Source organism: Bradyrhizobium cytisi, assembly GCF_008123515.1.
Lineage (GTDB): Bacteria > Pseudomonadota > Alphaproteobacteria > Rhizobiales > Xanthobacteraceae > Bradyrhizobium > Bradyrhizobium cytisi.
The window spans coordinates 137,700-161,287 of record NZ_VSSR01000016.1 but is presented as its reverse complement, the minus strand read 5'-3'; the positions used below and the strand labels follow the sequence as shown (position 1 = coordinate 161,287).

At 59.9% G+C, this 23,588-nt stretch carries 19 protein-coding genes; 14 read left to right on the top strand and 5 right to left on the bottom strand.

Annotated features, from left to right (window positions below; all coding sequences use genetic code 11):
- Position 1: 1 nt before the first annotated feature.
- A complete protein-coding gene (locus FXB38_RS09870) occupies positions 2-1,198 on the top strand; it encodes an acyl-CoA dehydrogenase family protein (RefSeq protein WP_148750671.1) in 1,197 nt (398 codons plus the stop codon).
- Between the two features lie 232 nt (positions 1,199-1,430).
- The gene (locus tag FXB38_RS09865) at positions 1,431-2,495 is read left to right on the top strand and encodes an IS630 family transposase (RefSeq protein ID WP_148750670.1); all 1,065 of its coding nucleotides are present in this window, start codon (positions 1,431-1,433) and stop codon (positions 2,493-2,495) included.
- Positions 2,496-2,612: 117 nt separating this feature from the next.
- On the opposite strand, the gene FXB38_RS09860 is transcribed toward FXB38_RS09865, so the two are convergent.
- Together FXB38_RS09860 and FXB38_RS09855 are read right to left on the bottom strand one after the other, a co-directional pair.
- Complete coding sequence (locus FXB38_RS09860; RefSeq protein ID WP_148750669.1) at positions 2,613-3,983, bottom strand: styrene monooxygenase/indole monooxygenase family protein; 1,371 nt, start codon at positions 3,981-3,983, stop codon at positions 2,613-2,615.
- Positions 3,984-4,074: 91 nt separating this feature from the next.
- Positions 4,075-5,208, bottom strand: a complete 1,134-nt coding sequence (locus FXB38_RS09855) for an acyl-CoA dehydrogenase family protein (RefSeq protein WP_210250887.1) — start codon at positions 5,206-5,208, stop codon at positions 4,075-4,077.
- 602 nt (positions 5,209-5,810) lie between these two features.
- Here FXB38_RS09855 and FXB38_RS09850 point away from each other — a divergent pair.
- The 7 genes from FXB38_RS09850 (at position 5,811) to sfnG (ending at position 13,307) form a co-directional block, all read left to right on the top strand.
- Positions 5,811-7,232, top strand: a complete 1,422-nt coding sequence (locus FXB38_RS09850; RefSeq protein ID WP_148750667.1) for an LLM class flavin-dependent oxidoreductase — start codon at positions 5,811-5,813, stop codon at positions 7,230-7,232.
- A 6-nt stretch (positions 7,233-7,238) separates the two neighbouring features.
- Entirely contained in the window at positions 7,239-8,009 is a 771-nt protein-coding gene (locus FXB38_RS09845) for an ABC transporter ATP-binding protein (RefSeq protein WP_148750666.1), read from the top strand.
- Positions 8,010-8,016: 7 nt separating this feature from the next.
- Positions 8,017-8,898, top strand: coding sequence for a branched-chain amino acid ABC transporter permease (locus tag FXB38_RS09840; RefSeq protein WP_148750665.1), 882 nt, complete (start codon positions 8,017-8,019; stop codon positions 8,896-8,898).
- Positions 8,899-8,901: 3 nt separating this feature from the next.
- Complete coding sequence (locus FXB38_RS09835) at positions 8,902-9,960, top strand: branched-chain amino acid ABC transporter permease (RefSeq protein ID WP_148750664.1); 1,059 nt, start codon at positions 8,902-8,904, stop codon at positions 9,958-9,960.
- An 83-nt stretch (positions 9,961-10,043) separates the two neighbouring features.
- Positions 10,044-11,393: an ABC transporter substrate-binding protein gene (locus FXB38_RS09830; RefSeq protein WP_148750663.1), complete on the top strand. Its 1,350-nt coding sequence runs from the start codon at positions 10,044-10,046 to the stop codon at positions 11,391-11,393.
- A gap of 20 nt (positions 11,394-11,413) precedes the next feature.
- The gene (locus FXB38_RS09825; protein WP_148750662.1) at positions 11,414-12,205 is read left to right on the top strand and encodes an ABC transporter ATP-binding protein; all 792 of its coding nucleotides are present in this window, start codon (positions 11,414-11,416) and stop codon (positions 12,203-12,205) included.
- Between the two features lie 16 nt (positions 12,206-12,221).
- Positions 12,222-13,307, top strand: a complete 1,086-nt coding sequence (sfnG, locus tag FXB38_RS09820; protein WP_148750661.1) for a dimethylsulfone monooxygenase SfnG — start codon at positions 12,222-12,224, stop codon at positions 13,305-13,307.
- 142 nt (positions 13,308-13,449) lie between these two features.
- On the opposite strand, the gene FXB38_RS44820 is transcribed toward sfnG, so the two are convergent.
- A complete protein-coding gene (locus FXB38_RS44820; protein ID WP_347340225.1) occupies positions 13,450-13,692 on the bottom strand; it encodes an OB-fold nucleic acid binding domain-containing protein in 243 nt (80 codons plus the stop codon).
- Between the two features lie 417 nt (positions 13,693-14,109).
- Here FXB38_RS44820 and FXB38_RS09815 point away from each other — a divergent pair, with 417 nt between their 5' ends.
- Both FXB38_RS09815 and FXB38_RS09810 read left to right on the top strand, forming a co-directional pair.
- Positions 14,110-15,147: a cytochrome-c peroxidase gene (locus FXB38_RS09815; protein ID WP_148750660.1), complete on the top strand. Its 1,038-nt coding sequence runs from the start codon at positions 14,110-14,112 to the stop codon at positions 15,145-15,147.
- Positions 15,148-15,568: 421 nt separating this feature from the next.
- On the top strand, positions 15,569-16,630 hold the full coding sequence (locus tag FXB38_RS09810) for a hypothetical protein (RefSeq protein WP_148750659.1): 1,062 nt from the start codon (positions 15,569-15,571) through the stop codon (positions 16,628-16,630).
- Between the two features lie 5 nt (positions 16,631-16,635).
- On the opposite strand, the gene FXB38_RS09805 is transcribed toward FXB38_RS09810, so the two are convergent.
- Positions 16,636-16,995, bottom strand: coding sequence for a methylamine utilization protein (locus FXB38_RS09805; protein ID WP_148750658.1), 360 nt, complete (start codon positions 16,993-16,995; stop codon positions 16,636-16,638).
- Positions 16,996-17,197: 202 nt separating this feature from the next.
- Between FXB38_RS09805 and FXB38_RS09800 the strand changes: the two genes are divergently transcribed.
- Complete coding sequence (locus FXB38_RS09800; RefSeq protein WP_148750657.1) at positions 17,198-20,137, top strand: EAL domain-containing protein; 2,940 nt, start codon at positions 17,198-17,200, stop codon at positions 20,135-20,137.
- A 285-nt stretch (positions 20,138-20,422) separates the two neighbouring features.
- Positions 20,423-20,782 carry a hypothetical protein gene (locus FXB38_RS09795; protein ID WP_148750656.1) on the top strand — a complete coding sequence of 120 codons (360 nt, stop codon included), beginning with the start codon at positions 20,423-20,425 and terminating at the stop codon, positions 20,780-20,782.
- A gap of 981 nt (positions 20,783-21,763) precedes the next feature.
- Here FXB38_RS09795 and FXB38_RS45040 read toward each other — a convergent pair.
- Positions 21,764-22,189 (bottom strand): class I SAM-dependent methyltransferase, encoded by a 426-nt coding sequence (locus FXB38_RS45040; protein WP_430640164.1) that lies wholly within the window; start codon positions 22,187-22,189, stop codon positions 21,764-21,766.
- Between the two features lie 868 nt (positions 22,190-23,057).
- Here FXB38_RS45040 and FXB38_RS09785 point away from each other — a divergent pair.
- Entirely contained in the window at positions 23,058-23,402 is a 345-nt protein-coding gene (locus tag FXB38_RS09785) for a PilZ domain-containing protein (protein WP_148750655.1), read from the top strand.
- The last annotated feature ends 186 nt before the right edge of the window (positions 23,403-23,588 follow it).

The window sequence follows — 23,588 nt, the reverse complement described above, 5'->3', positions numbered from 1 at the left end:
CATGGTAACCCCCAATCTGGTACGCAAGATCGATGAAGACGTCTATTCCCGACTGGATGCCGCGATTGATGCGACCGTCAAGGTCAACGCCGATCGCAACGATCTGGACAGCCGCTTTCCGAGAGAGAATCTGAAGGCGTTGGCGCAAGCCGGCTGGACCGGTGTTTTAAATGAAACACGGTTTGGCGGCCTTGGCCTTGCTCATGTCGATTTTGCGGAAGCCGCTTACCGTATTGGACAGGCTGATGCCTCAACCGGCCTCATCTACGTCATGCATGTCGGCGCGGCCCAGACGATCAATCTGTTTGGTAACGATGACCAGAAGGAGCGCTGGCTCAAGGCGAATAACGGAGGTCTGCTTGGCACATATTCGACCAGCGAGCGCGCCACCGGAGGACATTGGTGGTATAACCTCTCCGAAGCATCACGCGATGGCGACAACTATCTGCTCAACGCCGAGAAATCGTTCACGACAAGCTCCGGTCAGGCCGATTTCTATGTGGTGCAGACCCGCACCCCCGGCGCCAAAGACCAGGCCGACATCATCTTCTTCATTGTCGACGGCAAGTCTCCAGGTATCGAATCCAAGCCCTGGGATGCCCTCGGTGTGCGCGCCAATCACTCGGGTCCGATCCGCTACAGCAACGTGCGGGTGCCGCAGCGGGATCGGCTCGGCGCAGAAGGGCAGGGGAAGGAGATCATCTACGATGGCGTATCGCCGGTCTATCTGATCGGGCTCGGCGCTGTCTGGGAAGGGGTTGCCCGCGGCGCCTTGAATGCGGCGGTCAAGCACACCACGAGTTTCGTGCACAAGGATCGGAACAAGAGTCTATCCGACTATCAGGCGATCCGGCAGGAGCTTGGCGCGGCCAAGGTCCTGGTCGAAACGTTACGGCCGTGGCGCCTCGAATTGGCAGCAAAGCTCGACGCGCTCTGGCAGGCTGGCAAGCCGCAGAGCGAAATCCTGATCCCACTGACCGAGTTCAAGGTCCACGCCGCCGAGGTCGCAAACAAGGTCGCAGCAGCGGCACTGACCGTGACGGGAGGCTACGGCTATCATCGCGGGCCGATCGAGCGTTCCTTCCGCGACGCGCGCGCAGCCATCGCAATGGGGCCGTCTAACGTGATTGCTCGGGACTGGATTGGCAAATCGCTGGTCGGCCTGCCGCTCGAGCTGTTCTACGAAGGGGGCGAGTAGTCTGAATCCGCGACCCCAGAGCCTCGGAGACCCAAGTCTCTGAATGGGGGCAGACGCACTGGACGCCTGTTCGTTTCCTGAATCGCTCGGCCCATCACGCTGCTTCGCCTTTCTCTTCGTTGGGTTGGCGGGTGAGTTAATCCTCGAAGAAGTCGCTCGGGCGAAACAAGCGTTAGGGTCACAACACTAGTACCACCTTTTCTTAGAGGGTGAGTCGTGATTCAAGGTCGGGATGATACCCGAAGCAAGAGAAGTCTGCCTTTCGAGGAAAGATCGCAAGGTGCTTGAGGCGTGTTGTCGCTCACCGATGACATTGCAGCGCGATTTGAAGCGGGCGCGGATCGTTCTGTTGGCGGCGGACGGGCGCAGCACCCGGTCGATCGCCAAGGAAGTCGGAGTCCAGCCGCGGATTGTCAGCCTTTGGCGGCATCGCTATGCCGACCAAGGCCTTGAAGGGCTGCAAGACAAGCCGCGGTCCGGCAAGCAGCCAATCTATACGAAGGCCACAGACAAGCGGATACTGAAGCTGCTGGACAAGCCAGCACCGCAAGGGTTTGCACGCTGGACCGGACCGCAGCTGGCCGAGGCGCTGGACGATGTTGACGTCCAATATGTCTGGCGGTTCCTGCGCAACCACAAGATCGACCTCGTGGTTCGCAAATCCTGGTGCGAGAGCAACGACCCGAACTTTACGGCCAAAGCCGCCGATGTTGTCGGCCTCTACGTTGCCCCGCCCCAGAAGGCTATCGTGCTATGCGTGGACGAAAAGCCTTCGATTCAGGCCCTGGAGCGCGCGCAAGGCTATCTGAAGTTGCCCAATGGCCGCGCCTTGACCGGTCAGAGCCACGACCACAAGCGGCATGGCACGACAACGCTGTTTGCAGCGCTCGAGGTTGCGACCGGAAAGATCATCGCGACGCATTCAAAACGGCGGCGCCGTGTCGAGTTCCTCGACTTCATGGACAGCATCACCGCGGCTTTTCCGGACCGCCAGCTTCACGTCATCCTCGACAATCTCAATACCCATAAGCAGAACGAGCACTGGCTCAAAGCCCACCCCAATGTGGGATTTCATTTCACGCCGACAAGCGCGTCCTGGCTCAATCAGGTCGAGGTTTGGTTCTCGATCCTGCAGGGGCAGTCGCTCAGCGGCGCTTCCTTCACAAGCCTTAGGCAGCTCCAGCAGCACATCGATGCCTACATCGACACATACAACGAAAAAGCTGAGCCCTTCGTCTGGACCAAGAAAAAAGTCCGGCAACGCAAAATCAAAGGCCGCCGTATCAGTCAGCTATGATTCCAGGTACTAGAGCCGCGATGTTCGGGTGGTGCGCGAGTGGCTCCTCTGCTACTTCCGCCCACCGACATCATCACCATGTGGCTTCGCTCCAAGCCGAGAACGAAACCTGGTGGCTTAAGACAACACGGTCACACGCTCGAGCGCATTCGCCCGCGCAAGTTGGCTCGGTGCCTTGAACCTCGCCAGGACGGTTTCGGCCGCTTCTCCTGCCAAATTTGCGATGAAGTTGTCTATCTGCTCTCGGCTCTGGATACCGAGCAAAGGCTGTGGCTCAGAGAGGAAATCGAAGAACGCGCTTCCGATTTTTGCGTTGACGGCAGCGGCCTGGAATAGCAGCTCAGCATGCGTCTTGTATTTTTCATCACCCAGAAACAGCCTGGTAACTTCAGTCGCTGCCTCGGCGCGATGGTCCCAATGCTTGTTGAATTGATCCTGCAGCCATTCGTAGGTGATCTTGTCCTTGTGCTCCCTGAGCGCTCGGATCAGAAGCACGGATTGGACGATTGCATTTTGCGCGCCCTGGCCGCCAAGCGGATCAAAGGAGACTGCGGCATCTCCGATTGCGGCAACAGCGTGTCCGCTTTTGGTGCGGGCTACGGCTCGTCGAACAGTCGGCGGGACTGCGCCGAGGAGCCAGGAGTGCGGATCCTCGTGCAGAGGCTCCAGCTGATCGATCAGCTCCACATCTTCAGGAAAATAGGTGGCGAACAGTTTCACCACGGCGTCACGCGCGCTCTGAGTATCGGTCACGGTGTTGAAGATGTCGATCCACGGGCTACCAGGCTTGGCGAACCCAATGAACGCCCGCGTGGCGCCGAGATCCTTGTGCAGATAAGGTCCGAAGAAGGTCTCGCCGAAATCGGCATGGATGTTGAACCAGTTGTGCCTGGCGCCGTCCGAGCTGCGATAGGCGAACTGATGATCGGCACGATCCAGCTCCTTGAATGTTGCGAGCAGCAGGTGCCGCTGCGGGTCGGCGTAGACAGTGCGTTCCGGATCAACCGGGAACAGGGCCGACAAGCCGCCCTTGCCTGTCGCTACGAGGGTGAGATCGGCGTCCCCCGCAATCGCGTCCAGGTCTTCCGGGGTGACCGCGCGCACGACGAATTTGCCGCCTCGCGCCAGGAAACGACTGAGGCGATCGTCGGCACGGAGCCGGGTATCGACCGCCTGTGCCCGATAGTTGAAGGCACTGTCGAATTCGATGACGGGAGTTCGGGTTTCGCCGGTGCCGGAGAAGATCCGAACACTCATCCCGGTGCTGGTCCCGATGTCATAAAGATCCTCGACGACCTCGGCATCGTATTCGAGGGATTTGCCGAAATAGACAGCCGTCCCCGTCGGAGGCACATCGTTGCGCAGCGACGCCTGGTCTCGATCGCTGTAAATGATGACGTCAAATCCCGCATTGACAAGGCCAAGCCCGGCGGTTGTCCCGGCAATACCTGCTCCGATGATCGCGACTTTGCGTTTGGTGTTGGACACGTGGCTCTCCTGAGGAAGAATGACTCGGCGCCGAAGGCGGGATCTGGACGTGCCTTGTCTCGACACGTGAAGCTCGCGAGAAAGTGGGGTGCTAGTTGCCCTGTTGTCCTGTCTGACGAACGCCAGCACTCCAGGCATACGGAAGTGTCTCGCCATTCAACTCGTACGCACCGATTGCGCGGAGCTTGAAGATCGCGGGGTTGTGGGAAGCGATGGTACGCGCGTTACGCCAGTGCCGATCGATGGCGAGCTTCTCCGAGCTGAGAGAGGCGCCGCCTACTTCGAAAAGCGTGGTCACGGCGTCGAGCACGAGCTTGATGACGGTCACCTGCGCCTGCGCCGCCGCAAGTTCGGAGGCATCGAGCCGCTGAGGGTCCTGGTGGCCACCATCAAGCGTCCGCGCGAGCTCGTCGACCGCGGCGAGGATCGTTGCCCGTGCACCAAAGGCCGCGCTGAAGAGCTGACCGATGACCTGCTGTACCAGGGGATCATTGCGTGGCAGGTCAGCGACAGCATGGGTGAACGTGCGGGTTCGCGCCTTGATCCAGTCGGTCGTATCCGCCGCGGCACGTTTCGCAATCCCCGCGAGCGTGGCGAGCAGGATCAGCTGAACGTGGGCCGTTCCAAACACCCGGCCTTCCGTTCCATAGCCGGGACCGATGATCCGGTCCTGGGTGACCGTAACATTCTTGAACGTCGCCGTGCCGCTTGCCGTGAGCCGCTGGCCGAAGCCGTCCCAGTCGTCCTCAACATTGACGCCAGGCTGGCTGGTGTCGACAAGGACGGTAATTCGTTTGCCGTCCCGGTCGGCCGCGACAAGCAGGTGATCGGCGTAAAGTGTGCCAGTCGTGTAATACTTCAGCCCGTCGAGCCGCAGCGCGGCTCCTTCCGATGTGACGGCGGTCCGGTAGCGATCGACCGCACCAAGGCCGGGCTCGGTAACGGCGACGCCGACGAGCGCGCCGTTCGCGATGGCTCTGAGCCACCGCGCCTTGACTGCCTCATCCTTGTTCAGCTGCAAGTCCTCGACCAGGTTGAAGTGCGCCCGTAACGCCTGTGGCAGGTTGGAATCCGCGGCCGCAAGCTCGATAAGGAGGTCGAACGTCTGGCGGAGCGTTGCGCCGAGCCCTCCGAACTCGATCGGCACACGCAGCGCTCCGAAGCTGGCCTCCTTCAACAGTCTGATCTCCTCGATCGGCAGCGTGCGGCCTCGTTCGCGCGCCACCGCACCCGCCGCGATCGTCTCGAAGGTCGGAGCGAAGCGCTTGTGGAGTTCGTCATCGCTGATGCTCGGTCTGCCTGGGTGAATGGTCATCGCACTGCGTCCGCTCGTTCTTTGAGTCCTCGGATGGACAGAATTTGTTGTCTCGAAGAATAGTCCGCTCTTCTACGAGAGCCAGACTGTATTTTTGCTTGGATAGAACACGATCGTTTGCAGCGAAACATCGCACAAAGAAAAATCTGCTGCGCGATCCTGCCGGTCGATGTTTCGAGAAATGAGGTCAACGCCGCTTGCAGAAGATCGCGATGCTCGCAATCGCTTCCAACTCGAAAGGACTGTTCTCCGAGGTGCGATATATGCGGCGAATCGTGTCGAGACGCGGTCGGATCGAAGCTAATTGTTGCCTTGGATCGCATCGAGTGTGCTGCATGACCAGAGCTGTGGCAGCGAATGAGACTGGGCCAAGAGCTGGTTTCTCATCCCGCAGCGAGATGCGACGAAAGATGCATCTCGAAAACGATCGATAAAAGCGATGGACGATCGATTGCGTCTTGTGGCGAGATGGCTGCGTGGATGAACGCGGGCGACGCGACGGAGACGTGTGAATGGCGCGACAGATTCGGTTCAATGCGTTCGACATGAATTGTGTCGGCCATCAGTCTCCCGGCGTCTGGGCGCACCCGCGCGACCGTTCCTACAAGTACAAGGACCTCGACTATTGGCAGGATCTCGGGCGAACGCTGGAGCGGGGAGTCTTCGACGGCATCTTTATTGCCGATGTCATCGGGTATTATGACGTCTACAAGAACTCGCTGTCCCACGCGCTTGAGCAGGCGGCACAAATCCCCGTCAACGATCCGTTGCAGCTGGTGGCGCCAATCGCGCTCGCAACCGAGCATCTCGGCATCGGCATCACCGCATCGACGTCGTTCGAGCATCCCTATACTTTCGCGCGCAGGCTCTCGACTGCGGATCACCACAGCAAGGGACGCCTCGGTTGGAACATCGTGACCTCCTATCTGGAGAGCGGGGCCAAGAACATCGGCCAGGGTGGGTTGCGCCGCCACGACAATCGGTACGAGGTGGCGACCGAATATGTCGAGGTTCTCTACAAATTGCTGGAGGGCAGCTGGGAGGAGGGGGCCGTCCTGCGTGATGCCGGGAAGCGGATATTCACCGATCCTTCGAAGGTCCACGAGATCGAGCACAAGGGAAAATACTTTGAGGTGCCGGGCTATCATCTCTGTGAGCCGTCGCCGCAACGGACGCCGGTCCTCTACCAGGCCGGAGCGTCTGGGGCCGGCAAAGCCTTTGCGGCGGAACACGCTGAATGCGTGTTCGTCGCCGCCCCGATCAAGCAGGTTCTGAAATCCTACGTGGCGGAGGTGCGACGGCTCGCGGCTGAAGCCGGCCGCGATCCACGCAAGATTCTGACCTACAATCTGGTCACGGTGATCGTCGATGAAACCGACGCGAAAGCAGAGGCGAAGTTCAGGGAGTATCAGCAATATGCCTCCTATGACGGCGCTCTGGTGTTCATGTCCGGCTGGAGCGGCATCGATTTTGGACAGTACGCGCCGACCGATCTGGTCAAAAAGGTCGAGACGAATGCGATCGTTTCCGTCGTCGATCATCTCGCGGGTGGCAGCAAGGCCTGGACCATCGAGGAGCTGGCGCGCTGGGGCGGCATCGGCGGACTTGGTCCAGTGTTTGTCGGTTCGGCGTCGACGGTGGCCGATATCCTGCAGGAGTGGGTGGAGGAGACTGACGTTGACGGCTTCAACCTCGCTTACGCGGTGACGCCGGAGACCTTCGAAGACGTGGTCAACCTCCTGGTTCCGGAGCTGCAGAAGCGCGGTGTCTATCCGACCAGCTATCGTCCCGGGACCCTGCGGGAGAAGCTGTTCGGAGAAGGGTCGTATCTGCCGTCGAGCCATCCGGCTGCAGCGTATCGCGACATCCAGGCGGTGAAGCGCCGCGCGGGCGATGCGGCGGTCGCGGCTCCGCGCCAGACCGTCGAAGCGTGATGCGCAATGGCAGAGCCCATTCTGCAGTTGCGTGACGTCTCGCTGTCGTTCAAGGGGATCAAGGCGCTGAATGCACTCAGCTTCGATGTGGAGCGAGGCGAGATCTGCGCGCTGATCGGTCCCAACGGGGCCGGCAAGAGCTCTCTGTTGAATATCATCAACGGAGTCTATCGCGCCGACAGCGGAAGCGTCAGCTTCGACGGTGAAAGATTCGTACGCATCCGCCCCGCGCGCGCCGCGCATCTCGGGATTGGTCGGACTTTCCAGCACAATGCGCTGTTCAGGCATCTTAGCGTACTCGACAACGTGCTGGCCGGGCTCATCAGGCATAGCCGCACGACTCTGATCGAACACGCCTTCGGCCTCGGTCGCGACCGTAGCGAGACACGTGCGTTCGGCCGACGTGCGGACGAGATCATTGGTTTCCTGGATCTTGCCAGGCATCGCGACAGGGTTGTATCGACGCTTCCTTACGGTGTGCAAAAGCGGGTTGATCTTGCCCGCGCGCTAGTTGGCCGGCCGAGCCTTCTGTTGCTCGACGAACCCATGGCCGGGATGAACCAGGACGAGAAGCGCGAGATGAGCAGCTTTGTCCTGGAAGCAAACCGGTCCTTCCGAACCACGGTTGTGCTGATAGAGCACGATATGAGCGTGGTGATGGGCCTCTCCCATCACGTCGTCGTGCTGGACTACGGCCGCAAGGTCGGCGACGGCACCCCGGAAGAGGTGCGCAGGAATCCGGACGTGATCGCGGCTTATCTGGGCACGGTGCATTGAGGTCGAGATGAGCTTCTTCGTCGAAACCTTCATCGGCGGTCTTTTGGCAGGCGTGATGTACTCGCTGGTCGCGATCGGGTTCGTCCTGATCTACAAGGCCTCGGGCGTGTTCAATTTCGCGCAGGGTTCGATGGTGCTGTGCGCGGGCCTGACCTTCGTGACCATGCGCGACAGGGGGATCGATTTCTGGCTGGCTGGGCTGATCACGCTAACGATCATGGTTGCGATCGCGATCGCGGTGGAGCGCGTGGTCCTGCGGCCGCTCGTCAACCGGCCCCAGATAACGCTGTTCATGGCCACGCTCGGGCTTTCCTTTGTCATCGAAGGCATCGCGCAGATCGCGATGGGCGCGAGCGTGCACGAGCTCGACCTTGGCATCGTCGATACGCCGATCACGGTCGGCGAGGTCCAGGTCAGCCAGTTCGACCTGGTCGCGGCCGCCACTGCAGGCGTTCTCGTCATCGCGCTGTCGATCTTCTTCAACTGGACCCGTGTCGGGATTGCGCTGCGGGCGATTGCCGACGATCCGCTGGCTGCGCGCTCGATCGGAATTCGGCTGCAGACCTTATGGCAGATCGTGTGGGGTGTCGCCGGGTTCGTCTCGCTGGTAGCCGGCCTGCTCTGGGGCGCGCGCCAAGGCGTGCAGTTTGCGCTCACCCTTGTCGTTCTCAAGGCTCTACCGGTGCTGATCATCGGGGGCTTTACGTCGATTACTGGCGCCATTGTCGGCGGCCTGATCGTCGGCGCCAGCGACAGCCTGGCTGAAATCTATCTCGGCAGCCTGCTGGGTGGCAGCGTGTCGACCTGGTTCTCCTATGTGCTTGCCGTCGGCTTCCTGCTGGTGCGCCCGACCGGCCTGTTCGGCGATGCGCCGATCGAAAGGATATGAAGCATGACCGCGATCGGGACCGATACGATCGAAGGGTTTGGCTCGACCGACGAGACCGCGCGGAGTTGGCTGCGCATCGCCCTTGCGGTTGCGCTCCTTGCGGGACTTGCCGCCGTTCCGCTCGTGGCGAATGACTATTGGCTGAACGCTGTCCTCATCCCATTCCTGATCATGTCTCTGACGGCATTGGGGCTGAACCTGCTGATGGGCTATGCGGGCCAGGCGTCGCTGGGCAGTGGCGGCTTCATGGCGGTCGGCGCTTACGCAACCTATAATATCCTGCTGCGGCTGCCCGAACTGCCGCTGCCGGTCAACCTGCTGCTCGGAGGCGTCATTTCCGGGTTGGTCGGTGTCATCGCAGGTCTGCCGAGCCTGCGCATCAAGGGCTTCTATCTGGTCGCCTCGACATTGGCAGCACAGTTCGTACTGGAGTGGCTGTTCAATCAATATGGCTGGTTCTCGAACTACTCGACATCCAGTTCGATCTCGGCGCCGAGGCTTGCGATTCTCGGCCATGATCTGTCGAGCCCGACCGGTCGCTACCTGCTTACGCTGGCGACGGTTGCGATCGTCACAGTGGTCGCGATCCGGCTGGTGCGCAGTCAGACCGGACGAACCTGGATGGCGATCCGCGACATGGATACGGCTGCTTCCGTCATCGGCATTCCCGTGGCGGCCGGAAAGCTGAAGGCGTTCTTCGTGAGCTCGTTGGTGATCGGGATCGCAGGTGCGCTCTGGGCCTTTGCTTACCTTGGCACGGTCGATGCGCGGAGCTTCAATCTGGATCGTTCGTTCCAGGTGATGTTCGCGATCATCATCGGCGGCATGGGCAGCATCAGTGGCAACTATGTGGGCGCTGCCTTCATGATCTTGCTGCCGATCCTGCTCGATCATGTCGGGGGTGCAGTGTTCGGAGGCGCGATCGATCCCGGACAACTCGAAAATCTTCAGAAGGCGCTGTTCGGCGCGCTGATCGTCTGGTTCCTGATCAAGGAGCCGAGAGGGCTCGCAGCGTTGCTGTCGCGAGCATGGACTCAACTGGCTTCGCGGTTCGAGCGCTAGCAAACAACGAATTCATCACACGTGGGCGTACGCCACACGCACGGTCGAACTTGAACGTTGCAATCAAATGGAGGGTAAGCAGGATGTCTATACGGAAGCAGAAGCGGATCACGAGTAGGGCGATCGGGCTGGCGGCGCTTGTTCTGTCACTCGCCGTTGGCGCCACCGCCTCGGCGGAAGATGCGAAGACGCAATACTTCCCGCTCGCGACCTTTCGCGTTGGAGCCTATGCGTCGAGCGGCATTCCGGTCTGGGCCGGCGAGATTGATTATTTCCGCTACATCAACGAGGTCGAAGGCGGCATCAACGGAATCAAGCTGGTCTGGGACGAGTGCGAGACCAATTGGGAAGTCGAAAAGGGAATTGAGTGCTATGAACGGGTGAAGGCGGGCAAGAACGGGTCGCCGGTCCCGATCTTCCTGCCGCATGGCGATCCGATTTCGAAGGCGCTGACCGAGAAGTCGGTGGCCGACAAGATTCCGCTCGTCACGATCGCCTACGGCCGCACAGAGGCAATCGACGGGCGAGTGTTCCCGTATAGCTTCCCCGTCGTTTTCAGCTTCTGGAGCGAAGCCTCGTCGGCGGTCAACTTCATCGCGGAGAAGGTAGGCGGCAAGGACAAGCTGAAGGGCCTCAAGATCGCGACCGTTTACCACGACTCGCCCTATGGCAAGGAGACCCAGGTCCCGCTTGCCCATCTTGCCAAGACGTATGGCTTCGAGGACATCCAGATTCCGGTCCCGCATCCGGGCAATGAGCAATCGGCGCAATGGGCCAAGATCCGCCAGCTCAAGCCCGACTGGGTGTTCTTGCGTGGTTGGGGCGTCATGACGCCCGTCGCAATCAAGACTGCCGCCAAGGTGGGCTTTCCGGTCGATCACATCATTGGTGGCATCTGGTCGGGCTCTGAGGAGGACGTCCGCCCCGCCGGCGCCGTGGGCAAGGGCTACCTGGCGATCACGCCATTCCCCGCCGGCGCGAATTTCGAGATCCATCAGAAGCTCAAGAAGCACATTCTCGACAAGGGTCTCAGCGATCTCAAGGACCCGAAGAGCTTCGGCTCGGTCTACTACAATTCGGGCGTCGACGAGGCGATCGTCGCGGTGGAGGCGATCCGGACTGCACAGGCGCATTTTGGCGTACGGCCGATCAATGGCGAGGAGGCGCAGTGGGGCCTCGAGCATCTCGATCTCTCCGAGAAGCGTCTTGCTGAAATTGGCGCCACTGGTCTGCAGCAGCCGCTGAAGCTCTCCGCCAAGGACCACGAGGGTGGTGGCGCCGGCAAGGTGCTGCAGTGGGACGGCGAGAAGTGGAACGTGGTGTCCAACGGTTGGGTGAAATCCGACCGGGAATTGCTGTTGCCCCTGATCTATGAGCGTGCCGCCGCCTACGCCAGGGAAAGGGGCATCACGCCGCGCGATGCAACCAACTGATGTTACCCTGAAGGATCGCCATGACCACGTCGCAGTTTCTCGAAGTCGATAACATCGAGGTCCTCTACAGTCACGCGATCCTGGCCTTGCGCGGCGTATCGCTCAGGGTCGAAGAGGGATCAATCGTTGCTCTTCTCGGCGCCAATGGCGCCGGGAAGACCACCACACTGAAGGCAATCTCGAATCTGCTTGGGTCCGAGCGTGGCCACTTGAGCCGCGGTGCAATCACCTGGCGTGGCGAGGCGACCAACAGGCTTGATCCGGCCGATCTTGTTGCAAGGGGGGTGGTACAGGTACTGGAAGGCCGTCACGTCTTTCCCCAACTCACGATCGAGGAGAATCTTCTCGCCGGCGGGTTTGTGCGCCGGCCGAGCCGTCGTGCGCTCGCCGACGATCTCGAACGCGTCTATTCCTGGTTTCCGCGGCTCAAACAACGCCGCAGCGCGCGTTGCGGCCTGACCTCGGGCGGCGAGCAGCAGATGGTTGCGATCGGGCGCGCGATGATGACGCGTCCGACCCTCGTGCTGCTCGACGAGCCCTCGATGGGTCTCGCACCGATCATCGTGGAGGAGATCTTCCACATCATCCGCGATCTCAACAGGAACGAGGGTGTCAGCTTTCTGCTGGCCGAGCAGAACGCTCATCTCGTTCTTCGATTTGCCGATCACGGCTACGTGCTCGAGAACGGCAGGGTCGCCGTATCAGGCACCGCGGCCGTTCTCGCCGAACGGGACGACGTTGCCGAATTCTATCTCGGTGCCGCGACGGCCGGAACGGCGGCTGCTGAACCAGTCCAAACCCCGATCGTATGAGCAGGAGCAGCGCGTCATGACTATTCGTTTCGGATATTGGATGCCGCTCGGCAGCGGCGGCTTCGTCATCAGCAACGTTCCGCAGCGCACCGACTGGACGCTCGACTACAACGCCTCTCTCGCGCGCGAGGCCGAAGAGCTCGGCTTCGAATATGGCCTGGCGCCGGCGCGCTTCATCGCGAGCCATGGCTGGGAGTTGCAGCAGGAGGCTATCACCTGCACGGCAGTGCTCTCCGCCCAGACCAAGCGGCTGAAGCTCATCAGCGCAATTCATACCGGCTTTTGGCATCCGGCCATGATCGCGAAGGTGGGATCCACGATCGACGTCTATTCCAAGGGGCGGTTCGCGATCAACATTCTCACCGGATGGTTCAAGGATGAGTTTCGTGCCTTTGGCGAGCCCTGGCTGGAACATGACGAACGGTACCGCCGTTCAGAAGAGTTCATCCAGGTGCTCAAGGGGCTCTGGACGCAGGACCGTTTCACCTTCAAAGGTGACTTCTACAGCATCAATGACGCCTGGCTGAAGCCGAGGCCGATCTCGCGGCCGCACCCGGAGATCTTCCAGGGCGGAAACTCCAAGGCCGCGCGACGGATGGCCGCGAAATATTCGGATTGGTATTTTCTCAATGGCACCACGGTGGAAGGTGCCAAGCAGCAGATCGACGAGGTCCGCGCGCTCGCCAAGGCGGAAGGCCGCACCGTCAAGATCGGGCTCAACGGCTTCATCATCCAGCGGCCGACCGAGCGGGAAGCGCTCGAGCAACTCGAAGCGATCATCGCGGGCGCCGACCCCGAGATCGTGCAGGCCTTCGCCGAACAGGTGAAGCAGGCTGGCGCATCGACTGCGGACAAGATCGGAATGTGGGCGGATTCGAGTCACGCCAATCTTGTCCAGCCCAACGACGGTTTCAAGACGCGTCTGTTCGGTCCCCCCGAGCTGATCGCGGAACGCATCCGTGCCTATGAGGCCATCGGCGTCGACATGATCCTCTGCGCCTTCCTGAATTTCACCGACGAACTACCGGCGTTCGGCCGCGAGGTGATTCCGCTCTTGAACCCCGCCAAAGCCAACAGGGCCCACGAACGCGAACCTGCTTGAGCCGGCTGTATCAAGGTGTGGAAAAGGAATGAGCTGAGAGCACAGGCATCCAAAACAAGGCGCTCGCAAGAGTAGCGATGGGCGGCATGCGCCTCGCTATTTTTGCGACTTGCTCGACAACGTTGGAGATGACGACGCGTTATCATGACGTATCGACCGACACAACAGCCGAGATAGACGCGCTGAGGATCGCGCGATGCCATTTGGCGAACACGGATCGCCAAACGATAAGATTGGCGGTCGCGCTCTCGTCTTCGATCGTGATGAACATGACGCCCTTGGCCGATCTTGGCATTTGCCGGGCGAGCACGAGCCCGGCAATCGCAAGCGACTCCCATCCGACGCCTCGCGCAGTGCGAGGCAGGGCGTATAGCGTGACATACATCGATGAGAGGAGGCCAAAACTTAACTAGCGGCAGGTATCTCGGCAGCCCTTGGGAGGAGCTTTGCGCACATTTCGCTCTCACGCCTACAATCGCAGCAATATCCGAGGCTGTGCACATCTCCGGGCAGTGACACCCCTCAAACAGGCGCCAGTTTTATCACCGCGCGAGAACACCCATCGGGGGCCGCCTCCCATGCAGCGCTGCAGCCACGTGACCTGACAGCGTCCTAGTGCGCTTACGTGCGGGATGCCGCGCGGACTGAGCCGAGCATGATCAAGTCGCCTCTTCCAGCGCTTTTGGGGGCATCGTCTTCGGTCCACTGCCGGGGGCGCGTTCGTTCGGATCTGTCGGCATTCATTAAAGCTTCGTTGACTAACACTTCATATACAGAGCCGGTATTTCCGTCCGAGGAGCCGATGAAGGTCTGGGTCAGCCTGGCTTTGCTTGCGGCGTTTTTGCCGCTGGGCCAGCATTTTGCCTGGAAGTCCGCTGAGGCACCTGGCCAGGCTGCGGAGATCCGCGCCAGCTACCGTCGGCCTGCTACCGTTCCTTTTCCGGACGGCAATCCCTACTCCGCGGCCAAAGCGGGTCTTGGGCAGATGTTGTTCTTCGATCCGCTGCTCTCGAGGTCCCGTACCGTTTCCTGTGCGACTTGCCACGACCCGTCGCTTTCCTGGGGTGATGGCCGCTCGCACGCGATCGGCGAGGACCCGAAAGGCCTGCCGTTGCGTTCGCCCAGTCTGATCGATGTGGCCTTCAGTGAACCGCTGGGCTGGGACGGGAAGTTCAGGGATATCGAGTCCGTCACCTTTGGTCCGATTACTGGCCGGGCGAACATGAACCTGACGGAATCGGAGTTGATTGACCGTCTCTCAGCCGCACCGGCCTATGGTGATGCATTCGCAAGCGCGTTCGGAGACAGTGCGATTACGCGCCCCAGGATCGAAGCCGCCTTGGCGACCTTTGAACGCACCATTGTCGCTGGCGAGTCGCCATTCGATCGGTGGATCAGGGGGGATGACGCCGCGATCAGCGCGCCGGCGAAACGCGGATTCGACATTTTCAACGGCAAAGCACGGTGCTCAAGCTGCCACAGTGGGCCGTCTTTTACAGATGGATCGTTCCAGGATATCGGCACCGCAACAGATGATAATATTGGGCGCGGCCGACTATTTCCGACATCGCAAAAGCTGCGATACGCGTTCAAAACGCCGACCTTGCGCGATGTCGCGCGCCGCGCGCCCTACATGCACGATGGATCGCTGGCAACGCTCGAAGAGGTGATCGAACTCTATGACAAGGGTGGGATTGATCGTCCGAGTCGATCGCCTTCGATCCGGCCACTATATCTTACGGCGGACGAAAAGACCGATCTGATCGCCTTTCTTCAAACGCTTACAGCCTCGTCCCCGACCCCGCCTTTCCCTAAGGTGCCCCGACCACGAGCTCCCTGATCGGGTCGGCCGAGAGGGGGATCACTGGAGGTGCGGCAATGCCGCCCCCAACAGGCCAAAGCCGAGGATAAGAAGGGCGCCTGTCCCAGCCTCCAGGGATTCTGTGCGCACTGCGTACCGCTTTGCGCCGCGGGCCAGCACCGTGCCCACCGCCACACCTGCCGCACTTAACGCTCCGAACATGGACTGCTCCAATTATCCGCTTGTCCCCCGTTCAGTACACCCCTCGGATTGAAGGCCCGTCCTCGAAATGCTTAAACTTTGAAAGGATTTGCGGGTGGCCTGGCCATCTAATCCTGCCCCGCGCGGCCCATTAACCACCAAACAACCTGCGGCTGCGACAGGCGCCACAAACCTTAAAATCTATGCTAAGGTGAATAGATCGTTAAGGCTGTGCTTTTAGGACGGGCGGTTTTTTGAAATGTTCAGGTCTCTGGGACGAGATGCCGTTTCGGCATCCCGAGCAATCTACCTGTTTGCCACGTCCATCGCCGGATTCTGCTTCTGGATCTTGGGGACTGAAGAGGCAGCCGCCCACGTCAAATGGTTCTGTGCCTATGACGCTGCGGGCCAGCCGCGGGGCCTCGAGAACGTTCTGTGCCAGGATTTTGAGCTCCTCCTGGGTGTGGCCTTGCTCTGGTTCTTTTCCGGGTGTGTGGTCGAGCGGACCTCCCCGGGCGAGCTGGTGGTCCGCTCACTGAACCGCTTCACGGAGACGCTGGAGTTGCACACCGAACTGATGATGCGCGCCGTCTGCGGGTTTTTCTTCATCTCGCTCTGGGCGGTCGGAGGTATCATCCTGACCCCCGAATTGAAAACGACGTCCGCGCTGGTCGGGCCTTTGCAGCTCGCCATCGCCGCCGGCCTGCTGTCGCGTCGCACGATGCCACTATCCGCGGCCGGGATCGCGGTGTTGTTCGCGCTCGCAGTACGGGACTACGGCACCTTTCATTTGGCCGACTATCCGATCTTTCTAGGCTTTGCGGCCTACCTCGCTCTCACCGGCTTCCAAAAGGACCTGTTCGGCGTTTCGCCGCTCGATGTGGTGCGCTATGCGACCGCCGTCACGTTGATGTGGGCGTCGATCGAGAAGTGGGCCTATCCGGAATGGAGTTTTCCGCTCCTGATCGAGCATCCCGGCATCACGCTTGGATTCAACAACGAGTTCTACATGCGAGCCGCGGGAATGGTCGAGTTCACCCTCGCTTTCGCCTTGGCTTGGACGCCGCTGGTCCGACGCATTGCGGCGGCTATGTTGCTCGGCATGTTTATCAGCGCGTGCTTCGAATTCGGCAAGCTTGATGTCATCGGGCATTCGGCGATCATCGTCGTCCTGGTCGCGATCGTTTCCGATACCCGGCAGTCCGAGTCAGACTATCGTACGCCGTGGCTCGCCCCGGCAGGACTATGCGCTGCGCTGACGGTCACGCTGTTCGCCTATTATGTTGGCCACGCCGCGATCTTCAACACGACGATTCTCTAGGCCTGTTACTTAGTCACGTGCACGCCGAGCTTCATCTTGGGATGAATGCCGCACAGCACGGTGTAGTCACCAGGCACGGAAAAAACCACCTCGAACTGGCTGCCCGGCTGCTGGTCGCCGGTGTCGAAATCAAAGCCGTCCGCGCTCAAATAAGCGTGGTGCAGGAGCTCGCCATCGTCGTTAACGAACCGTAAAGTCTCGCCGCGCTTGATGATGATCTCTCTCGGCCTGAATTCTCGATCCTTTTGCGAGATCGTGTAAGGGGCCGCGGCCAAAGCGGCTCCCGCCAACAGTCCCCCCACAATCGCGGCCGTGATCTGAAAACCGAGCTCGCCCGTACGCGAAGGGAAAAGCCTCGCCATTATTTCAACCCCGCTGAAACTTCAACTTTACCAAGCATCCGTCCGGGCTCGGATCTACCAAGCCGCGTCAGCACTCACATACTTATCACCGGTTGATCTTAACGATTTCCGCATCCCTTGCAGCCATTACTAGGGAAATTTTAGGCGGGGCAGCTGGTCCGCGCGGTATGTTTGCGATTAGTTGTTTACAGCGAAAGATACTGTGATGGGTCCTTTCGTCGGTAGCCTTGCGCAAGCGGTTCTCGAGACCATTCGGTCGATAATCGCTCGGTTGTCGCGGCTTGTCGCGCGCGGTTCGATTAGAACCGGGATCTTGATCTTCTGCCTTGCAATGAGTGCGATTGCGGCTGCCTTGGGAGGGTATGCCAGCCTCGGCATTCGGCACGCCGGCGACCTGGTTGCGAAAACCTTCGACGAGTCACTGATGTCGATCAACTATGCGCGAGCGGCCGGCACCGATTTCGCGGCGATGCGCGTGGCGTCTGCACAACGCCTTCTCACACAGGACCCAACGGTCCATGCGCGGCTCGATGCCGAAATTGACGAGCTGGCCAAGTCGCTTTCGGAAGACCTTACCATAGCGGCCGAGCGGTCACAGTCCGCGCGCGCCGCACAAGCAGCCGCCAAGGTTCGGGAGGCGGCAAATGCCTGGATCGCGCTTCATCGACGTCAATTTCAGACGTCTGCGCACGAAGATGGGAACGTTGAAGCGAGCGGTGGCGAGATCAACGGTGTTGATCCGTATTCCAAGACTGTAAATCAGCAGATTGAATTGCTGGTAAACTATACGGCCGGGGATGGATTTCTATTTCGCCAGCGAGCGATTGCTGCGATCAACCGGGATCTACAACTCAACGTGGCGGGGCTGACCGTCGCCCTTCTTCTGTCCGGTCTTTTCTCCTGGTTGTTGGCGCGGCGGATCATTGGTCCAGTCGCCATCGCGTCTAAAGCGGCCAAGAGCATCGCCGACGGCGATTTGAACACAAGCATTCCGGAAGGCAGCGGCGACGAGCTCGGTACGCTCCTGACGGCTATGGGCAGAATGCGGGACAACATCAGGGCGATGGTCGACCGAGAGGTGGCGCAGCGGCGTTCAGCGCAGGCAAGGCTTTCCGATGCGCTCGAGCACTCGCGTGAGGGCGTCGTCCTCCTCGACCAAAACGGTCAGATCGCGTTGGCCAATTCCAGAGCGAGCGAGTTCATTCGCTGCTCTCCGCAACTTGTCCACCCGCTTCGAACGGCCCGGGCGCCCGGCGCCCAGCACTCAAGGGAACTCATCCTGCAAGAGGACGCTAACGAGGTCGAAGGGGTGGAGAGCGAGGCCCAACTCCCGGACGGAAGATGGCTGCGGGTCAGCCGCAGCCCGACCCAGGAGGGCGGCGTCATTCTCGTCTACAGCGACATTAGCGGTTTGAAACAGCAGAAAGCCGAGCTGCATGCGACCAATCTGAGACTGGATGCGGCGCTCACGCATATGTCGCAAGGACTCTGCCTCTATGACGGAGAAGGACGGCTGCAGGTGGTCAACCGGCGCTTCTGCGAGATCTTTGATATTTCGCCGGAGCTTGTGCTTCCAGGGATGACGTTCCAAGATGTCCTGCGCCTGAGTGTTGCCGCCGGGAACCATGGCAGCCACACCGTCGCCGATCTTTTGACCGAATCCGACGACATTTTGGCTCGCCGCAAGGGCGGCAACTACCTCCAGCAGCTCAGCGACGGACGCGTCGTCTCGATCGCTCATCGCGCCACGTCCGATGGCGGCTGGCTCATCAGTTGTGAAGATGTGACCGAACAACAACGCGCTCAATCTCAAATCGCCTTCATGGCGCGGCACGATGCTCTGACCGGATTGCCTAACCGGTCTCTGTTCGCCGAGCGGATTGAACAGGCTGTCACAGAGGCCGGTCGAGGTGCAGGCTTTGCCGTGTTCTGTATTGATCTGGATAAGTTCAAGCAGATCAATGATACCCTGGGCCATCCGGTGGGTGATGGGCTGCTTTGCGCTGTCGCGGCGCGATTGAGTGCCTGCGTCCGAGAGGGTGATACGGTTGCGCGTTTGGGGGGCGATGAGTTTGCGCTCGTCCAATCTGAAGTCCACAACGCTGAAGATGCTGCGCATCTGGCCCGGCGTATCGTCGAGCGTGTCGGAGCGCCCTATGAGCTGAACGGACATCGGGTCATCGTCGGCTGCAGCGTCGGAATTTCCCTGGCGCCGGGTGATGGCACGACACGCGAAACGCTGCTGAAAAATGCCGACATGGCGTTGTACCGGTCCAAAATGGACGGCAGGGGAACGTGGCGGTTTTTCGAGCCGGCCATGGACGCAAGCCTACAAAGCCGCCGCGCGCTCGAAACCGACCTGCGCGCGGCCATGGACAAGGACGAATTCGATTTGTTCTATCAGCCCATCTATGACTTGCGCATGGACCGGATTAGCGGTTTTGAGGCATTATTGCGCTGGCGACATCCGGAAAGAGGGTTTGTGCCGCCCGATCAGTTCATCCCTGTCGCCGAAGAAATTGGCCTCATCACTCCGCTTGGGGAGTGGGTGCTAAATCGCGCCTGCAAACAGGCGGCTAGTTGGCCGAACGAACTCAAGATTGCGGTCAATGTCTCGGCCACTCAGTTTCGGGATCCACGGCTCGCGGCCGTCATCGCGAAAGCGCTCGACGTTTCGACGCTGGCGCCACATCGGCTTGAACTCGAAATCACTGAATCGGTTCTCCTCGGCAACAGTGCCGAAACCATCGCGACGCTGCATGAGCTGAAGGCGCGTGGGCTGCGCATAGCTTTGGATGATTTTGGTACCGGCTACTCGTCGCTCAGCTATCTGCGCAGTTTCCCATTTGACAAACTCAAGATCGACCAATCGTTCGTTCGCGACGCGACGGCGACGAAGGGGTCGAAATTGATCGTCCGGGCCATCACCAGCCTCGGGAAGAGCCTCGGCATGACGACGACGGCGGAGGGTGTGGAGACGATAGAGCAGTTGAACCAGATGAAGGCCGAAGGATGCAATGAGGCGCAAGGATACTTGTTCAGTCGCCCGGTCCCGGCGACCGAACTCGCATCAACGATCCTGAGGTTGAGAAACGGCCTCAAGAGCCTCAACAGACGTGACTGGAGCAGTGCGAAAGCCAGTTAAGTCAGGCAATACAAGTGCACTATTGGATCAACTTGCGCAATCTTTTCGAGCGCCAAGCAACTCGTCAACCTACAGCTTTACTCTCGGTTAGCTTCGTCGCGATAGTCTGCCCAAATGGGATCCGGGCGCATCATTCCGCCCCGACGATAATGACGGGCTCACCCGGCTACGACATGCCGTGCTTGGCTGACCATTGACCCGCTGGCAATCGCAGCCTGCATCAAGACAGATGAATTGAGAGTAGGCGAGTAGGCGATTTGAACGCAAACCATTTGGGGATTGAAAATGACCTTCGAAGGCCATGAACTGGGACGCCTGCGCCAGTCCACCAGCACGATATTGCTCGCGCTGCTCTGGGTCCACGTGCCGATTGCTGTCGTGATTGCTCTGGCGCTCGGCGCCGATTGGATTGTGCCAGCCTCCTTCATGATGGCGATGGCACTCGCCGCTATCTTGTCGTGGCGTGTGGGAGGCAATGGGCTTTCAACCCGCTTGGTGTTTGCCGTCGCCCTGATGGCGGGCGCCTCAATGTTTGTCTTCCAGTTCGCGGGACATCCTTGGCAGGTCGACATGCATATGTATTTCTTTGCAGCCCTGGCAACTCTGGTCGCTTATTGCGATTATCGAGCCATATCGCCGGCATAGCAGCGGTCGCGCTGCATCATCTGACGCTGTATTTCATTCTGCCGGCGGCTGTCTATCCGGGGCGGTGCCGATTTTGGCCGCGTCATTCCCCACGCCGGCATCCTGCTTATCGAGGCTGGCGTATTGATCTGGTTGGCGCAGACGGTCTCGCACCTGTTCTTGACAGCGGCACAGAAGGCGGCAGAGGCCAAGGCTGCAAGCGCAGCGGAGGCGTGCGCCAATGCCGATCGAGTCCAGAATGAGAAAGCGGGTGCTCACCCGTAGATTCCCGGAATCCAAAGTTCACGCCAGACGTGCTTTACTGCGGCAGCACCGGGGCTGTTCGTACTTCATCATTGTTCATAGTTTCGCCGGTGGGCCGCAGGCCATTCGTCTGCGGCCATTTTGCATCCCGACGTATCTGCCAGAATGGCGTCAGAGCTCTAGCTCTCCTTCGCCGCGAACCGCATCCATGGCTTACCCCGCCCCGTGTTCATGCGGCCGTCGCAGCGGCGAGAAAGCTACCCTCAGCGAAAGCGCCCCTCGAGCTAACGATCCGACAAGGGTAGAGAAATGCGCGCGGTCTGGTCCCTCAGTAATCATCGGCAATTTCGCTCCCTGGACCTCCGACCTATCATGATTGCATGGAGCGACGCGTACCATTTAGATGCCCGCGAACCGGCATCAACGTGTAGCACCTGCTGAACGGCGAGGAGGATGCTGGCGCGCATATGCTCGCTCCCGTGTTGCGTCAGGCGCAGCGGCTTCGAGCGGAACTCGAACGAGTTCTTGCGAAGAGCCAGACCGCGTTGACCTGGCTCGATTCCAATGATCCCGTCGAGGAAGGCGAGTAGCTCGAGTGCTCTCGACGGCACCGCGACAGCAGGACGGGCTTGAAGTTGAAGATTCAACGGCTCGTCCAAGGCGAGCCCGCAATTTCGCTAACAGAATTCAGATTTTCGCCCAGTTCCCGCACTTGAACAATTTGTGGGATTAGATGGATCACTCAATGAACGCCGTTCGCGCCTTCGTTGAAGAGCGCTGCAATTTTAGATTACAGCATTTGCAGCGCAGATTTTTCGCGTCGTACGGCCGAGAGCACGACGAAAAAGCGCATGCGAAGGCGCGAAACCTGGTGAGATGCCGGATTGCCGGATTCCTTTTCGCGTAATGAACCGCTTCACGCCGGGTACCTCCCCGATCGTTGCGACAGGTCAAGCCAAGGTCAGAGGCGGCACCTTGCTCGCGCATCCAGCGTGATGCCCAGCCGAAACCACACCCCAGATCGACGACATGCATGCCGACAAGATCGGGCAGCGTGGTTTTGATCTCGGGCCATTCAGGAGCGCCGTCCAGCCCATGCAGCTGTCGGGGCGACTGGCTGTAACCGGCGAAAAAATCGGGATTGTCGTAAATGTTCCGCGCCATGCCGCTCTCCATGCCGATGAGAGACAAGCCACTTTTAAACGCGATTCCCGCGCTGATCGAGCCAAATCCTTTGACTATGGCACATTGACCGGTGGCATGGACGCGGTTGGGCGCGGCATGAACCCATCCTGGTGCCGGCCGCGTGCCGCCAAGATCATTGAAAAAGCGACAAGGATGATCAGAAGTCCACGCATTCCAAAAAGCTACTCCGAAGAATCTACCGTAATTGTGAAATGGCTCACCGCGGGGCCTCGGAGTGTGCTCCGACAGATTGGCGCAAACGTCTTGACCCTTTACCGGATCTCGTTCGTAAGGCCAGGAAAACGAAGAGCTGCGCCTCTCTCTTTCCCGGCCGGCAGTCTCAAACGTAATATTCGTTGTTTCCGCCGTAAGACGGCGAGCGGTCCGGCGATCACGCTGAAAAAATGCGTTCTTTGATAGCAACAGCAGAAATTGTGCAGTCAATTTGAACGATAATTTATGGATTGACACCTACGTCGCAGGCAGCAATTAGCGCTCTCCTTGCGCTGTACTCAAGGGCGCTTCATGCACAATCATGATCTTGTCTCCGGCAGCCTGCTGGTCCTGACCGCGGCAGGGCTCGCGCTGCTCTGCTCGAGCCTGCTCGCCTTTGCATTCATTTAAGAGCCGCTGCCCTCGTCGTGGTTCGCGCCGGTAGACCCGCGGCTTGAGATAGGAGTTGGCCTGTGTTTCTGGCGTATCGCGGCTCGTAGCGAGCTGACGCGATAGTCCTGACTGATTACCGACTTTGTGTCGGCAGGGGCGCATGCGAGCGGCTACCCGGAGAGTAATTTTGATCTTGAATTTCTAGATGGCTCTTGAAGCTGCTATTTAACAGCGTGGATGTATGAACCGGGACAGGCGAAAAGCGAAGCGCGTTCAATTTGAACATGAGCACCGAGCCACTCTCTTGGGGTCTGATGGCACATGGTGGCGCGATTGCGTACTCATTGATGTTTCTGAAACGGGCGCACGTCTGCGAATAGATGGATCGACAGATGTCTTGAGATCGCGTCTGTTTTTCCTGTTGCTTTCAAAGACAGGCCTGGCATTCCGGCGGTGCGAGTTGGTCCGGTTAGACGGGCCGGAGGTCGGCGTGCAATTTGTGACAAGGCGGACTATTCGCGCGCGCTCGATGCTCCGGGTAACGTCCAACCCTAGCCTCAGATTAGGCGAAGGAATCACTATCTAAGCGGCGTGTCGACACTGTCCTTTCATCTGCGGTGTCGACCGCGAACCATCAGCGAATTCACCGGAACGCCCGCCTGGGTGGGCTGACCGCGTCCAGCAGTGGTTCGGGGCAGGGCGCCTGCGACGGGTAATGTCTACATCCGCATCATTTTGAACGAAACATCCGAGACGTCAATCAACTAGCACA